Genomic DNA, 15,794 nt, shown 5'->3' on the forward strand with positions numbered 1-15,794 from the left:
CATAACGGGTACTTTTAAAAACCTGAAAAACTGGGTATATAAACGATATACAATGAAAGATCATTGCAGGAGGAGATACAATGAAAATTTCGTACCATGGACATTCAGTAGTGAAAATTGAAACGAACGGAAAAACCATCTTGATCGACCCATTCATCAACGGAAATGAACTGACCGACTTGAACGTGGATGATGTGAAGCCGGATGTGATCATCCTGACACACGGGCATAATGACCATGTCGGGGATACAGTGGAACTTGCGAAGAAGAATGATTCCCTTGTCATTGCGAATCATGAGCTTGCCACCTATCTCAGCTGGCAGCTTGTGAAGACCCACCCGATGCATATCGGGGGAGCCTATGAATTTGATTTTGGTAAAGTGAAGCTGACTCAGGCATTTCACGGATCCGGGCTCATAACGGATGGAAATGAAATCATCTATATGGGCATGCCTGCAGGACTTCTCTTATTCATTGAAGGAAAAACGATCTATCATGCGGGGGATACAGGATTATTCTCGGATATGAAGCTGATCGGTGAACGTCATCCGATCGATCTCGCATTCCTGCCGATCGGGGATAACTTCACAATGGGACCTGAGGATGCGGCAGAAGCGGCACGATTCCTGAAACCGAAGAAAGTCGTTCCGATCCACTACAATACGTTCCCTCCAATCAAACAGGACCCGCATAAATTCGTGGACATGCTCGATGGTTGTGAAGGACAGGTCATGTCAGCGGGGGACATGATTGAATATTGATGAGAGCGGAGAGTGATGGAAGCCGGACGTGGTTGCCGGCCCGTCACTCTCTTTTTATGTTTTTACACAATATCTTGTCCCTTTGTGCATATACATGCTATATGCACGTCCAAAGAGGGGAGGATTTTTGTGAAAAAGCAACGGTATATTCTATGTTTATTAGTAACAGGAGCGTTATTGTATTACGCTGCTCCACGACTGTCGATCGAAGCGGGAGGACTCGAAGGAATCTTTGCGGTCGGTTGGCTCGTATTGGCCACTTTTGTCATTGCCGGGAATCTCGCGGCACTCTTATACAGTCCTGTCAAAGCGTCGGGAAGGCACAAAGGCAAGTCTTCGGATTCCAGAAAAAAAGGCCTGCGCTCACTCGGCTGATCCATTCCATCTTGAGCATATCGGCACGGGACCTTTGATTAAATTGAAACCCCAAGCTTTTCACATTATAATGTAGCTAAGCAGGACGTACAAAAGAAGGGTGAAAAGCTTGGCAACCAAACATGAACAAATACTAGAATACATAGATTCCCTCCCTGTAGGGGAAAAAATTTCCGTCCGCCAAATCGCCAAAGCACTGAGCGTGAGTGAAGGGACGGCATATCGCGCAATCAAGGATGCCGAAATAAAAGGATATGTAAGTACGATCGAACGTGTCGGGACCATCCGGATCGAACAGAAGAAAAAAGAAAATATCGAGAAGCTGACCTATGCAGAAGTCGTCAACATCATCGATGGACAAGTTCTAGGGGGAAGAACGGGACTACATAAAATGCTCAATAAATTTGTCATCGGTGCGATGAAGCTTGAAGCGATGATGCGCTATACGGAAGCTGGCAACCTGTTGATTGTCGGAAACCGTACAAAAGCCCATGAACATGCCTTGAGGGCGGGGGCCGCTGTCCTGATCACCGGTGGATTCGACACCGAGGATGAGGTGAAGAAGCTGGCAGATGAACTGGAGCTCCCGATCATCTCGACTTCGTATGATACCTTTACCGTTGCAGCGATGATCAACAGGGCCATATACGACCAGTTGATCAAAAAAGAAATTGTCCTCGTGGAAGATATCCTGACGAAGGTGGACAATGCCGCTTACTTATATGTGAACGACACGCTCGAGGATTGGTACGAGAAGAATCAATATACGTTTCACAGCCGATTCCCGGTCGTCGATCAAAACATGAAAGTCCACGGCATGGTGACATCGAAGGACGTCATGGGGCAGGAAAAGCATATCGGCATCGACAAGATCATGACCAAACAGCCGATCACCGTCAGCTCAAAGACCAGTGTTGCATCAGCGGCCCATATGATGATCTGGGAAGGGATCGAAGTCCTTCCCGTTGTGAATGAGCAAAATAAACTACAGGGCATCATCTCCCGCCAGGATGTCTTGAAGGCGCTGCAGATGATCCAAAGGCAACCGCAGGTCGGTGAAACGATCGATGACTTGATCAGCAATGGAGTCCAGGCCGGTGAGAAAAAAGGGGATAAGGAAATCTATCATTTTGCGGTAACCCCTCAGATGACAACAGGGCTGGGTACGATGTCTTACGGTGTCTTTACGACCTTGATGACCGAAGCGGCCAACCGGGTGTTGAAACCATATAAAAAAGGAGATCTCGTCGTAGAGAATATGACCATCTACTTCATTAAACCGGTACAGATGGAAAGCATGCTGGATATTCACCCAAAAGTGCTTGATGTCGGGAGGAAATTCGGTAAAGTGGATGTCGAAGTTTACAGTGAGGGCGTTCTTGTCGGGAAATCCCTGATGATCTGTCAATTGATCGACCGTCATTAGAACATGAAAAAGACCGGGAAACCATCCCGGTCCTTAAATAAGGTCAGTTGCCGTTCAATTCCTTCGCTTCTCGTTCCGCATAAGGAAGCACGTGCTTGTATAGCTTGAAGCCTGCCCAGGTACTCCCGATTCCGATCAGAATGAACAAGGCTCCCACGATGTAAGTCACCGTACCGGGGAACAACACTAGCTGATTGATTCCGAAGAGAGAGACGAACAGTCCGAGAGCGATGCTGGCTTTGGCAGAAAGCCATTTTTTCTCCATCGGTCGATTGCTTCTCACTTGCTTGACTTTATAAAAAATATAGAAGGTAAACGCTAACGTAATGAAAAATGCGAGAAAATACATAATCATAGTCCTCCAGTGCTGGCTTTCTCGCTACTATTTTACAGGTAAGAGAACAGAATGCCAAATGAAAATTTCGTGAATAAAGGAGATCGCCATGAAAGAACAGATCCTTGAATTAATCAAACAATATGAAACCATCATCATCCACAGACATGTCCGTCCAGATCCCGATGCATACGGATCCCAAGGTGGGCTCGCAGAAATGCTTAAAGCCTCTTTCCCTGATAAAAACATTTATTCAGTCGGTCTCGAAGAAGAAACCCTTCATTATCTGAATCGCCTTGATACGATCGGAGACGATGTATTTGAAGGATCATTGATCATTGTTTGCGATACGGCCAATGAAGAGCGTATTTGTGACAGCCGCTATAAGCTGGGGGATAAATTGGTCAAGATCGACCATCATCCGAATGAAGATCCTTATGGGGATCACCTGTGGATCGATACATCTGCAAGCTCTGTCAGCGAAATGATTTATGAATTTTATCAGTTCGGCAAAGACAAAGGATTGGTCCTTCCCGATGCCGCGGCGCGCCTGCTTTTTGCAGGAATCGTCGGGGATACGGGCAGGTTCCTTTATCCGAGTACCACCCAGAAGACGTTTGACATCGCAGGTGAATTGATCCGTTTTGATTTTGACCGGAATGAACTGTTCAATAAGATGTATGAAGTCGATAAAAATGTGTTGAAGCTCCATGGCTACGTGCTTCAGAACTTTGAAATGGATGAGGATGGCTGTGCGCAGATGATCATGTCCAAGAAGATTCTTGAAGAGCATGACGTCGTTCCTTCTGAGGCGTCCTTGCTCGTCAGCACGCTTGGGAATGTGAAGGGGATCAAAGCATGGGCATTCTTTATCGAAGAGGATGATCAGATCCGTGTTCGCCTCCGTTCAAAGGGTCCTGTCATCAACACAATCGCAAAGAAATACAACGGCGGAGGGCATCCGCTTGCCGCAGGGGCATCCATCTATTCATGGGAAGAGAAAGAAGATGTGCTGAGGGATTTGCGTGAGGCTTGCAGGAATCATTAAGGATTTTGGATGATTTCGTAATAGAAGCTCCCTTTTGAAGGGAGCTTTTTTAATTTTTGCTGAAGTAAATCATAATGTGTGAAAACAGATTGTGATTTATGCCAATATTAATGTGTTGGTGGGTGCTGTCAGGGAGTTATGTGCGAGAATTCGGATATAAGTGCGGAATCCAAGATTTAAGTGCGAAATCCAGGATATAAGTTGCGGAATCCAAAATTTAAGTGCGAAATCCAGGATATAAGTGCGATCTCATAATAATTCGACACCATTAACCAACTTCCTCATGCCTGTGTCCCGCCCACAACTTCCCGCCTCACATCCAAGCGCCTCCAACTATTCTTCGTATTTAAGTTCCAGCGTAATCTGAGTGGTCGTCCAGAAATAGATTTCACGCACTTTAAAGGTGAACGATTTGTCATTTAATTTCACGGTTTTATTTTCAATGATCTTCTTGATGAGATCGCGGGTTCCATAAACGGATTCGAGATCCTTATTGATCAGGCTGCGCAGGTCACCGCTTAAGCGGTCCTCGGTTTCATGGATGCTGAGCAATTCTACTTTCGTTTTGGTTGGATTCACAATCTTGATCTTTACCTCCTGGATGGTCAACTGATTTTCATTTTTCTCGTTGAGTTGCTTGTACTCTTCCTGCAAATAGGAAAGGGTATTTTTATATTTGTTTATCTCATTTTTCTGTTCTTCGATCAATTTGGTCTGTTTTTCATGCATCACACCGAACATATAGATGAAGATCATCCAACTGATGATCCCCCCGATGACCATGCCGGCAAAGAATCGTTGCCATGAAGGAAGCTTGTAAAGTGGGGGGATCCTCATGATGAAATATGCTCCTGGGTCAGCCAGGATATGATCATCGCGCCTGTGTTTGCCCCTCCGAGTGCGGAAAGGATCAATAGAAACTGTTTGAAGAGTTCTTTTGTTTCACCATTCAGGAATCCTTTTTCAAAGCTATAGACCGTATCGAATGTACCCCCGATGGCAGCGATGATCGCCCATATGCGCAAAAAATTGGACAGCCGCCACATCTCGATGAATAGAGGCTGCCCCATTGCGAACGATGCCAACCCCCCCAGTAATGATCCACCCAGTAAAACGCCGAGAGCGATAAAGAAACTTTTAAATAACTCAGGAAAAAAGGCTTCAGCCATTTCATCATCTCCACATAAATAGATCCATTCGCATTGCCTGTATTTACTAACAGCTGTTCTTATTCATAACTATATGGTTTTTTGGGACGGGATATGAGGGAGAACATATTTTCTTTTTTTGCTTTTCTTACCTATAATGAAACTATAATTGAAATTTAAAGGGTGTGCAGAATATGTCGTTTGTTCATTTACAAGTAGCGAGCGCTTATAGTTTGCTTTCAAGCACAATCTCCATAAATGGACTCGTACATAAGGCAAAGGCGCTCGGATATACCTCCCTGGCGTTAACGGATAAAAATATGATGTATGGTGCCATTCCTTTTTATAAGGCTTGCATGAAGGAAGGGATCAAACCGATCATCGGATTGACGGCAGATGTAGCGGTCAGCGATGAGCAGTCTTACCCTTTGGTGCTGTTAAGCAAGAATAATAGAGGATATCAGAATCTCTTGAAGATATCGAGTGCCATCGGAGCGAAGGCTTCTGATGGCATCCCGCTTAAATGGCTGGCTTCTTACAGTGAAGGGTTGATTGCGATCACACCCGGTCCAGATGGGGAAATCGAAAGCCTTCTGATGGAAGGTGAAGCGGAGAAGGCGAAGGAAGCAATCGGACAATATCAATCCATGTTCGGTAAAGACTGCTTTTATATCAGTCTTCAAAAACATGGTGTGAAAACGGAAGAATCTCTCCACCCGCTCATTAAACGGATCGCCGTGGAATATGATGTCAAAATGGTTGCATTGAATGATGTCCAATATCTAGACAAGGAAGACCATTTTGCACATGAATGTATGAGTGCGATCAGGGACGGCGTCAAGCTATCAGAGGATGACAGGGCCGTGCTTGAAACGGAGGAATATTACTTCAAAACAAAAGAGCAAATGGTCGAACTGTTCACAGATGATGCGGATGCACTGGAGAACACATTGAAAATCGCCGACAGGTGCAACGTGAACATCCCGTTCCACCAGCAGCTGCTTCCAAAATACCCATTGCCAGAAGGCATCACGGCACAGCAGGAGCTCACCCATCTCTGTGAAAAGGGCTTGAGCGGAAAGCTTGCAGAGGTAACGCCTGCCTACCTCGAGCGATTGGATTATGAACTTGAAGTGATTGCAAAGATGGGATTCAGTGATTATTTCCTCATCGTTTGGGATTTTATGAAGTTTGCGAGAGAAAGGGGCATCTTGACGGGACCGGGAAGGGGTTCTGCTGCAGGGTCCCTCGTTTCTTATTCACTCGGTATCACGGATGTCGACCCGATGGAGCACCATCTGCTGTTTGAGCGATTCCTCAATCCGGAAAGGGTATCGATGCCGGATATCGATATCGACTTTCCTGACCATCGCAGGGATGAAGTGATCGAATATGTGGAGGCGAAATACGGACCCCTCCATGTTGCACAGATCATTACATTCGGTACGTTTGCGGCAAAGGCTGCCTTGAGGGATACCGGGCGGGTGTTTGGGTTGAATATGAAAGAGCAGGAGCAGCTATCGAAGCTGGTGCCGAATCAATTGGGCATCACCTTGAGTGAAGCATACGCGAAATCGAAGCAGCTCCGGGAGTTCATTGAAGAAAATGAGTTATATAAGAGATTATTCAATACAGCCTTGAAGCTTGAAGGTCTTCCGCGACATACATCCACTCATGCTGCGGGTGTTGTCATCAGTGAGGATCCCCTTGTTCAGTGGATTCCCATTCAAGGAAGTGCGTCGGGCATCCACCTTACACAATATCCGATGGACATCCTTGAAGAGATAGGCTTATTGAAGATGGACTTTTTGGGACTCCGGAATTTAAGCATCCTGGAAAGGATCGTCAAGAACATCAAGAGAGGAAGGGATAAACACTTCTCCTTGGACAGGATCCCCGCAAATGATCAGAAGACCTTCGAACTTCTCAGTAAAGGGCAGACAAATGGCATCTTTCAGCTTGAGTCGGACGGAATGCGCAATGTGCTTACGAGGCTGAAACCCACTTCCTTCGAAGACATCGTAGCCGTCAATGCCCTGTACAGGCCGGGTCCGATGGATAACATCCCCACCTATATCAATCGGAAGCATGGAAAGGAAAAAGTTGAATTTGCCCATCCTGATTTAAAGCCGATCCTCGAAACAACATACGGGGTCATCGTGTATCAGGAGCAAATCATGCAAATCGCTTCCAAGATGGCAGGGTTCTCACTTGGGGAAGCCGACCTGTTGCGAAGGGCCGTCTCGAAAAAGAAGAAAGACGTGCTCGACCTGGAGCGGGAGCATTTCGTTCATGGCTCAACAGGGAAGGGATATTCCAAGGAAGTGGCGAATGGCATCTACGATTTGATCGTCCGATTCGCCGATTATGGATTCAATCGCTCACATGCAGTTGCTTACAGTATGATTGCTTATCAGCTGGCTTATTTGAAAACACACTATCCGGAGTACTTTTTATCGGCGCTCCTGACTTCTGTCGTCGGAAATGAAACGAAACTATCTCAATACATCAGAGAGGCGAAACAGTACAAGATCGAAATTCTGCCTCCATCGGTGAACGTCAGTAAATTTTCATTTTCAGTCGAAGGAAAAGGAAGGATCCGCTACAGTTTGGGGGCAATCAAGGGAATTGGTGCGCAGGCATTGAAGGAAATCGTTTCTGTCAGGAATGATAAGCCATTTGATGACCTATTTGATTTTTGCATGAGGGTGTCTTCTAAAATCATCAACAGAAAGATATTGGAGAATCTGGTCCTGGCAGGTGCGTTCGATGAGTTCAATATCGACCGGGCCACCCTGCTTGCTAGCCTCGATGTGGCCATACAACATGCTGAGCTTGTCAACCCAGAGGATGATCATGATTTGTTCAAGGAAGAAGAGGCATTCCTCCTTAAACCGAAATATGTAGAAGTGGAAGAGATGGGAGTCGAAACCAAGCTGAATTTCGAGAAACAAGTGCTCGGACTGTACTTGTCAAATCATCCTGTGTCATCATATCGGTCAATCCTCGAACACCTCGGGACCACACTGATCTCAGACGCAAAACAGGGGGGCAGGACATCGGTCGGAGGCTACATCACATCCATCCGGTCGATCCGTACAAAAAAAGGGGAAGTGATGGCATTCCTGGAAATCAGCGATGAGACGGGTGATTTGGAATCGGTCGTATTCCCGGCTGTGTACCGACAGATCATGATCCACCTTAAAGAGGGGAATGTATTGTGGTTTGAAGGAAAGATAGAAGAACGGATGGGCAAGCTGCAGCTGATCGTGAATAAAGTGCAAACAATCGAACAGTTGAAGGAACAGAAGAATGGGCACGAAAAAAAATTATTCATCAAAATCCCACTGGGGCTGGACCGTGAAGCTTGCATGAGGGATATTCAGCAACTCCTTCATCGGAATCGTGGGGGCCATCCCGTCATTGTCTATATTGAACAGGACAAGAAGAGTATCAAGCTGTCAGACTCCTATAAAAGTGCGGCGACCCCTGAAGTGTTGGGAGAATTGGAACGCCTTTTAGGAGAACGGAATGTCGTTTTACAATAACATACTTTACTTCAATTCATATTTGTATTATTGTTTAATAGAAAAAGGTGGTCTGACCACTATTGATTCTGCATACGATGGATGACCGAACCTTAATGAATCTACAAATTAGAAAATACGTGCACGGAACTTGATAAGGAGTGAATGATGATGTCATTACGCGAAGAAGCTTTGCATATGCATCGAGTAAATAAAGGGAAACTTGAGTCCAAATCAAAGGTGGAGGTAAGGAACGCCGAAGATTTAAGTTTGGCTTACTCCCCTGGGGTGGCAGAACCATGTAAAGTGATTTATGACAAGCCTGAAACGGTCTATGATTATACGATGAAAGGCAATATGGTTGCAGTCGTATCTGACGGTACGGCTGTTCTTGGGCTTGGTAATATCGGTCCGGAAGCCTCTCTTCCAGTAATGGAAGGGAAAGCTGTATTGTTCAAGAGCTTTGCAGGTGTCGATGCCTTCCCGATTTGTTTGAATACGACGGAAGTGGACAAGATTGTTGAAACCGTAAAGCTTCTTGAACCGACATTTGGCGGGGTGAACCTTGAGGACATTGCCGCTCCGAATTGTTTTGAAATTGAAGAACGCCTGAAGAAAGAAACGAATATCCCGGTATTCCACGATGATCAGCACGGTACTGCAATCGTCACAGTGGCGGGACTGGTGAATGCACTGAAGATCGTGGGCAAGAAGATGTCCGAAATCAAAGTGGTGGCGAATGGTGCAGGTGCAGCAGGGATTGCCATCATCAAACTTCTTTATCGTTACGGAGTCAGGGACATCATCATGTGTGACTCCAAGGGAGCGATCTACGAAGGTCGTTCACAAGGTATGAATGCCATCAAAGATGAAGTGGCGAAATTCACAAATCGCGACCGTATTCAAGGCGGCCTCAGTGATGTACTGAAGGACGCTGATGTATTCATAGGGGTTTCGGTAGCCGGTGCCTTGACGGAAGAAATGGTTTCCTCGATGAAAGAAGATCCAATCATTTTCGCCATGGCGAATCCTGTGCCTGAAATCATGCCCGAACAGGCGAAGGCAGCGGGTGCAAAAGTGGTGGGGACAGGCCGTTCCGATTTCCCTAACCAAGTGAATAATGTGCTTGCCTTCCCGGGAATCTTCAGGGGTGCATTGGATGTACGCGCCACCCATATCAACGAAAAGATGAAACAGGCGGCTGTAGAAGCGATTGCTGAGCTGATCAGTGAGAGTGAACTGAATGCCGATTATGTGATCCCTGGACCTTTCGATAAACGGGTCGCACCTGCAGTTGCAGCAGCTGTTGCGAAAACGGCCATGGAAACCGGCGTCGCGCGATTAAAGGTCGATCCTGAGGAAATCCGGAGAAAAACGGAAGAATTAGCCGTCATTGGGAAAGGTGAATGATGACGAACGTGAACTCTCTCCATTCTCAGTCAAAAGTATATATTGGAATTGTTCACCAACTAAGAGAAATGATATCGAAAGATGGGCTCGGTCCGGGGGATAAGATCCCTTCCGAACGCGAGCTTTCTGAAAGGCTGAATGTCGGGCGTTCCTCCGTTAGGGAAGCGCTCCGTGCCCTTGAACTTCTGGGCTTGATTGAAACAAGAAGGGGGGAGGGGACATTCCTGAAGGATTTTCGGAATCATAATCTGATCGACCTTCTTGGAATGTTCATCCTTCAGGACGATAAGGCCCTACAGGATATCAAATGTACAAAAACGATGATTGAAAAAGAAGCTCTCAGGAGTATTTTTTGCAGGGAACTGGACGTATCCGATCTGATCATGAAGGTGAAAAAAGATAACGGGGCCCTGACATGGAGAGAAATATTTGAAGAAATCATTCTTATCAGCAACAACTACTTATCACATAGAATATGGAACATCCTGAATGATTACGAGACTTTCATTATCGGAGAGAAAAAAATCACACCCGAAATTAAAGAAAAGCTTTTAGACCTGCTTACAGGATTGGAAAAGCAAGATAAAGAATCGGTGCAGGCTGCATACAAAAAGATTTGTGAAATTGGTGAACTTGAGTTGACAAATTCCAACATCTTTTTATAAAGCTTTCCGTTAAACTGGTAGACAAGCAGTTTACTTGCAAGATCATATACCGATCATGCAAGAGAGAACAAAGCCGAGCCCATCTAGCCGGCTTCAGCACTTATCATACTTTCGATCAACCAACTTATAAGAAAACAAAAGCGACTGTAATTAGTTAAGGAGGTTTCAGCCTTGCTTAAGGAACTGTTCAACAAATCCAATAAACCGAAAAAGAAAAAATATGCAACCATACCATCTGAAGCAGCTAAACATGATGTCCCTGAAGGAATCATGACAAAATGCCCCGACTGTAAAAAGATCATGTATACAAAGGAATTACGCAAAAATTTAAAGGTTTGCATCCATTGTGGCTACCATCATGGGATGAGCTCGGATGAGAGAGTGGACAGTTTCATCGATGAAGGCACGTTCGAAGAATTAGATTCGGGATTGGTTTCCGTCAATCCACTGGGCTTTCCCGATTATTTGGAGAAAGTTGAAAAAGACCGGAAGAAAACCGGCTTGAACGAAGCGGTCCTGACTGGATCAGGTAAAGTGAACGGCATCGACATTGTCGTAGCCATCATGGACTCTAGATTCAGGATGGGGAGTATGGGATCGGTTGTCGGTGAGAAAATTACCCGTGCCATCGAGGAAGCGGACAAACGAAACGTCCCGTTCATCATCTTCACTGCTTCAGGCGGTGCCAGAATGCAGGAAGGGGTTTTATCCCTCATGCAGATGGCCAAAACCAGTGTGGCACTTAAACGGTTCAGTGAAAATGGGGGCCTATTCATATCCATCATGACCCATCCAACGACAGGCGGGGTATCGGCGAGCTTTGCCTCTGTAGGGGACTATAACTTCGCAGAGCCGGGGGCATTGATCGGATTCGCCGGAAGAAGAATTATTGAGCAAACAATCAGGGAAGACCTTCCAGAAGATTTCCAAACAGCGGAATTCCTATTGAAACACGGTCAGCTGGATGAAGTGGTATCCCGCTTGGAACTGAAAGAGAAGATCGGCCTTGTACTAGATATACATCAGTGGGATGGTGATCTACCATGGTAAATGAGATGGAGTTTGAAAAGCCTGTAGTGGAATTGAAGAAGAAGATTGCAGAGCTTAAGGAGTTCACTCAACATTCGGAAGTGGATTTATCAAAAGAAATCGAAAAGCTGGAAACGCGTCTAGAAAAGCTTCAAAATGATATCTATGAAAACATGAAGCCGTGGGAAAGGGTGCAGGTGGCGCGTCACCCGAACCGTCCGACCACCCTGGACTATATCCGCTATCTATTCACCGACTTTATGGAGATGCATGGTGACCGCTTATATGGCGATGATGAAGCGATTGTTTCCGGTCTTGCCAAATTTGATGGGGTTCCCGTTACCATCATTGGACACCAGCGCGGTAAAGATACGAAAGAGAATATCAGAAGGAATTTCGGTATGCCGCATCCTGAAGGGTATCGAAAAGCCTTAAGGTTGATGAAACAAGCAGAGAAATTCAATCGCCCCATCGTTTGTTTCATTGATACAAAAGGTGCCTACCCGGGGAAAGCCGCAGAAGAAAGGGGCCAGAGTGAAGCCATTGCAAGAAATCTTGTTGAAATGGCCGGCCTGACCGTCCCTGTCATTTGCATCGTCATCGGTGAAGGAGGAAGCGGAGGAGCACTTGCGCTCGGTGTGGGAAATCACATCCACATGCTTGAGAACTCAACGTATTCCGTCATTTCACCTGAAGGGGCTGCAGCCCTTTTATGGAAGGATTCCACCCAGGCGAAAAGAGCGGCTGAATCCATGAAAATCACTGCACCGGATCTCAAGGAGCTTGGAATCATCGATGAGATCATTACCGAGGTAAAGGGTGGAGCTCACAAAAATGTCGAGGAACAGGCTCACTTCATGAAGGCAGTACTTAAGGAATCACTGAAGGAGCTGGTTCCTATGAGTAAGGAAGAATTGATCCAGCACCGCTATGAGAAATTCAAAGCGATGGGCGATTATTCTGTTTTAAATGAATATATTGGGGTACAATCATAAAGAAACGATTTGGACTGACAAATAGGACATGCCTGTTGTCAGTCCTTTTGTTTAGTGTGGCAGGAACCAATCCTGACAATTTTTTGAAAGTTTTAGCAATTGAAACGCTTTCATTTAATAGATTATTTCGTCTATTGACCCTTCAAGGGGTAACCTGTTGAGAAGCTTGACTCTTCATGTTATTTTAGAAATAATCAATGGTCTATTGGTCCATAATAAATGGGTAGAATAACTCTTCCATAATGAATTGAACCGTTAATATGTGAAAGCATTAACAAATCAATTTCAGTACATATATTTCTTCATGAGGTGATGAAAGTGAAAAAGATCGGAGTATTAACGAGTGGTGGAGATTCCCCAGGGATGAATGCCGCAGTCCGAGCGGTTGTCCGTAAAGCCATCTTCCATGGCGTTGAAGTGTACGGGATCTACCAAGGGTATAATGGGTTGATCAATGGTAACATCAAAAAGCTTGAGCTTGGATCTGTCGGAGATATCATCCACCGTGGTGGAACGATGCTCTATACGGCGCGCTGCGAGGAATTCAAGACAAAGGAAGGCCAGAAAAAAGGGATTGAACAGCTTGAGAAACATGGGATCGAAGGCCTTGTTGTAATCGGTGGAGACGGTTCCTATCAAGGTGCCAAAGCATTGACTGAATGGGGTTACCCATGTGTTGGCGTACCTGGTACAATCGATAATGATATTCCCGGGACTGAATTCACAATCGGGTTCGATACGGCACTAAACACCGTGATTGATGCGATCGATAAGATCCGTGATACGGCTACTTCGCATGAAAGAACATTCATCATCGAAGTAATGGGGCGTAACGCGGGGGATATCGCACTTTGGTCCGGACTTGCTGGTGGAGCAGAAACCGTATTGATCCCTGAAGAGAATTTCGATATGGATGATGTCGTCAGTCGTTTGAAAAAAGGTCAAGAGCGCGGTAAGAAGCACAGTGTCATCATTGTTGCTGAAGGCGTAATGAGTGGGAATGAATTTGCCGACCGCTTTACAGAAGCGACCGGTATGGATACAAGGGTATCGGTCCTTGGCCATATCCAACGCGGAGGGACGCCAACAGCTGCCGACCGCGTGCTTGCAAGCCGTCTGGCGTCTCGTGCCGTTGAGCTATTGATGGATGGAAAAGGCGGCAGGGCAGTGGGGATTGTGAAGAATGCCCTGGTTGATTATGACATCATTGAAGCACTGGCTCAGCCACACAGAATCGACCTTGACATGTATCGACTATCAAAAGAACTTTCTATTTAATAATTGCTGAAAGATTCAGGAGGTAAGAAATATGAGAAAAACTAAGATTGTATGTACCATTGGACCAGCCAGTGAGAGTGTAGAGAAGCTATCACAGCTGATTGATTCAGGGATGAATGTTGCTCGATTGAACTTTTCGCACGGTGATCATGATGAACATGGCCAACGCATAAAAAACATTCGTGAAGCAGCTGCGAAAGCGGGTAAAAACGTAGGGATCCTCCTTGACACTAAAGGTCCGGAAATCCGCACGAATAATATGGAGAATGATGGATTCGAACTGCAACAAGGGTCTTCTGTCATTGTCTCCATGAAGGAAGTATTGGGTACTCCAGAGAAATTCTCCGTCACATATGAAGGGTTGATCGACGACGTTCATGAAGGTTCAAAGATCCTTTTGGATGATGGTCTCGTGGGACTTGAAGTGACTGGCATCGATAAAGCGAATGGTGAAATTCATACAACAGTGCTAAACACAGGTATGCTGAAGAATAAAAAAGGTGTGAACGTACCTGGTGTATCCGTCAACCTTCCAGGAATCACGGATAAAGATGCAAAAGATATCATCTTCGGTATCCAACAGGAAGTTGATTTCATCGCGGCTTCTTTTGTACGCCGTGCATCCGATGTACTTGAAATCCGTCAGCTACTTGAAGAGCACAATGCTCCTCATATTCAAATCATCCCAAAAATCGAAAACCAAGAGGGTGTCGACAACATTGATGAAATCCTTGAAGTTTCCGATGGTTTGATGGTTGCACGTGGGGATCTTGGTGTGGAAATTCCTGCTGAGGAAGTACCTCTCGTTCAAAAACAACTGATCAAGAAGTGTAACTCACAAGGCAAGCCTGTCATCACGGCTACGCAAATGCTTGATTCGATGCAGCGCAACCCAAGACCGACAAGAGCGGAAGCAAGTGATGTTGCCAATGCCATCTTTGATGGTACGGACGCCATCATGCTGTCGGGTGAAACGGCTGCAGGGACGTATCCTGTTGAAGCGGTTCAAACGATGCATAATATTGCATCAAGAGCGGAAACTGCACTGGATTTCAATGAAATCCTTTCAGCTCGCAGCAAGGAAAGCGATCATAACATGACGGATGCCATCGGACAGTCAGTGGCTCACACTGCCATCAATCTGGATGTGAATGCCATCGTGGCTCCGACGGAGAGTGGTCATACTGCACGCATGATCTCTAAATACCGTCCAAAAGCTCCGATCGTGGCCGTTACCGGTACAGAATCTGTTTCCAGAAGACTTGCACTCGTTTGGGGTGTATATCCTACAGTTGGTCGCAGGGTATCCACAACGGATGAAATGCTTGATATGGCAGTGGAAGAAAGCCTGAACTCTGGAATGACAAAGCACGGTGACCTGATTGTGATCACTGCCGGTGTTCCAATTGGTGAATCAGGAACGACTAACTTGATGAAAATCCATGTCGTCGGTGATATCGTTGCGAAAGGACAAGGAATCGGACGTAAATCTGCTTATGGTAAAGCCGTAGTCGCGACTAGCGCAGAGGAAGCCGTAAAGAACGTACAGCCTGGTTCTGTCCTTGTGACAATCGGAACGGATAAAGAAATGATGCCTGCACTCGAGAAATGTTCTGCTTTGATAGTCGAAGAAGGTGGGTTGACAAGCCACGCAGCCGTTGTTGGGATCAACCTTGGCATTCCTGTCGTAGTCGGGGTGGACAATGCCACATCCCTATTTGAAAATGGTCAGGAAATCACAGTTGATGCAACTCGTGGCGTTATTTATAACGGACATGCGAGTGTCCTTTAAACAGTA

General features: G+C 45.8%; 14 protein-coding genes. 11 read left to right on the top strand and 3 right to left on the bottom strand.

Annotation, left to right across the window (positions count from 1 at the left end; genetic code table 11):
* The first annotated feature begins 80 nt into the window (after positions 1–80).
* The 3 genes from LCM10_RS18275 (at position 81) to LCM10_RS18285 (ending at position 2,562) form a co-directional block, all read left to right on the top strand.
* A complete protein-coding gene (locus LCM10_RS18275; RefSeq protein ID WP_224877700.1) occupies positions 81–761 on the top strand; it encodes a metal-dependent hydrolase in 681 nt (226 codons plus the stop codon).
* A 129-nt stretch (positions 762–890) separates the two neighbouring features.
* The gene (locus LCM10_RS18280; RefSeq protein WP_224877701.1) at positions 891–1,136 is read left to right on the top strand and encodes a hypothetical protein; all 246 of its coding nucleotides are present in this window, start codon (positions 891–893) and stop codon (positions 1,134–1,136) included.
* Between the two features lie 109 nt (positions 1,137–1,245).
* Positions 1,246–2,562, top strand: coding sequence for a CBS domain-containing protein (locus LCM10_RS18285; protein WP_224877702.1), 1,317 nt, complete (start codon positions 1,246–1,248; stop codon positions 2,560–2,562).
* Positions 2,563–2,605: 43 nt separating this feature from the next.
* Here LCM10_RS18285 and LCM10_RS18290 read toward each other — a convergent pair whose 3' ends face one another.
* Complete coding sequence (locus LCM10_RS18290) at positions 2,606–2,911, bottom strand: YtpI family protein (RefSeq protein WP_224877703.1); 306 nt, start codon at positions 2,909–2,911, stop codon at positions 2,606–2,608.
* Positions 2,912–3,005: 94 nt separating this feature from the next.
* On the opposite strand from LCM10_RS18290, the gene LCM10_RS18295 reads away from it, so the two are divergent.
* Positions 3,006–3,944, top strand: coding sequence for a DHH family phosphoesterase (locus LCM10_RS18295; protein WP_224877704.1), 939 nt, complete (start codon positions 3,006–3,008; stop codon positions 3,942–3,944).
* A 333-nt stretch (positions 3,945–4,277) separates the two neighbouring features.
* Here the strand turns inward: LCM10_RS18295 and ytrI are convergent, their stop codons facing one another.
* Entirely contained in the window at positions 4,278–4,781 is a 504-nt protein-coding gene (ytrI, locus tag LCM10_RS18300; RefSeq protein WP_224877705.1) for a sporulation membrane protein YtrI, read from the bottom strand.
* On the bottom strand, positions 4,778–5,113 hold the full coding sequence (locus LCM10_RS18305) for a YtrH family sporulation protein (protein WP_224877706.1): 336 nt from the start codon (positions 5,111–5,113) through the stop codon (positions 4,778–4,780). Before LCM10_RS18305 ends, ytrI begins: the two co-directional genes overlap by 4 nt.
* Before the next feature lie 173 nt (positions 5,114–5,286).
* Between LCM10_RS18305 and dnaE the strand changes: the two genes are divergently transcribed.
* From dnaE to pyk, 7 genes are all read left to right on the top strand, one after another.
* Positions 5,287–8,640, top strand: coding sequence for a DNA polymerase III subunit alpha (dnaE, locus tag LCM10_RS18310; protein ID WP_224877707.1), 3,354 nt, complete (start codon positions 5,287–5,289; stop codon positions 8,638–8,640).
* A gap of 150 nt (positions 8,641–8,790) precedes the next feature.
* Entirely contained in the window at positions 8,791–10,029 is a 1,239-nt protein-coding gene (locus LCM10_RS18315) for an NADP-dependent malic enzyme (RefSeq protein ID WP_224877739.1), read from the top strand.
* A gap of 68 nt (positions 10,030–10,097) precedes the next feature.
* Positions 10,098–10,694 carry a FadR/GntR family transcriptional regulator gene (locus tag LCM10_RS18320; protein ID WP_412103419.1) on the top strand — a complete coding sequence of 199 codons (597 nt, stop codon included), beginning with the start codon at positions 10,098–10,100 and terminating at the stop codon, positions 10,692–10,694.
* 171 nt (positions 10,695–10,865) lie between these two features.
* The gene (gene accD, locus LCM10_RS18325; RefSeq protein ID WP_224877708.1) at positions 10,866–11,744 is read left to right on the top strand and encodes an acetyl-CoA carboxylase, carboxyltransferase subunit beta; all 879 of its coding nucleotides are present in this window, start codon (positions 10,866–10,868) and stop codon (positions 11,742–11,744) included.
* Positions 11,738–12,718: an acetyl-CoA carboxylase carboxyl transferase subunit alpha gene (gene accA, locus LCM10_RS18330; RefSeq protein ID WP_224877709.1), complete on the top strand. Its 981-nt coding sequence runs from the start codon at positions 11,738–11,740 to the stop codon at positions 12,716–12,718. The genes accD and accA overlap by 7 nt, the downstream gene beginning before the upstream one ends.
* A 318-nt stretch (positions 12,719–13,036) precedes the next feature.
* Entirely contained in the window at positions 13,037–13,996 is a 960-nt protein-coding gene (gene pfkA, locus LCM10_RS18335; protein ID WP_224877710.1) for a 6-phosphofructokinase, read from the top strand.
* A 31-nt stretch (positions 13,997–14,027) separates the two neighbouring features.
* On the top strand, positions 14,028–15,788 hold the full coding sequence (gene pyk / locus LCM10_RS18340; RefSeq protein ID WP_224877711.1) for a pyruvate kinase: 1,761 nt from the start codon (positions 14,028–14,030) through the stop codon (positions 15,786–15,788).
* Positions 15,789–15,794 lie beyond the last annotated feature (6 nt).

It is taken from the genome of Rossellomorea aquimaris (assembly GCF_020171925.1).
GTDB lineage: Bacteria > Bacillota > Bacilli > Bacillales > Bacillaceae_B > Rossellomorea > Rossellomorea aquimaris_F.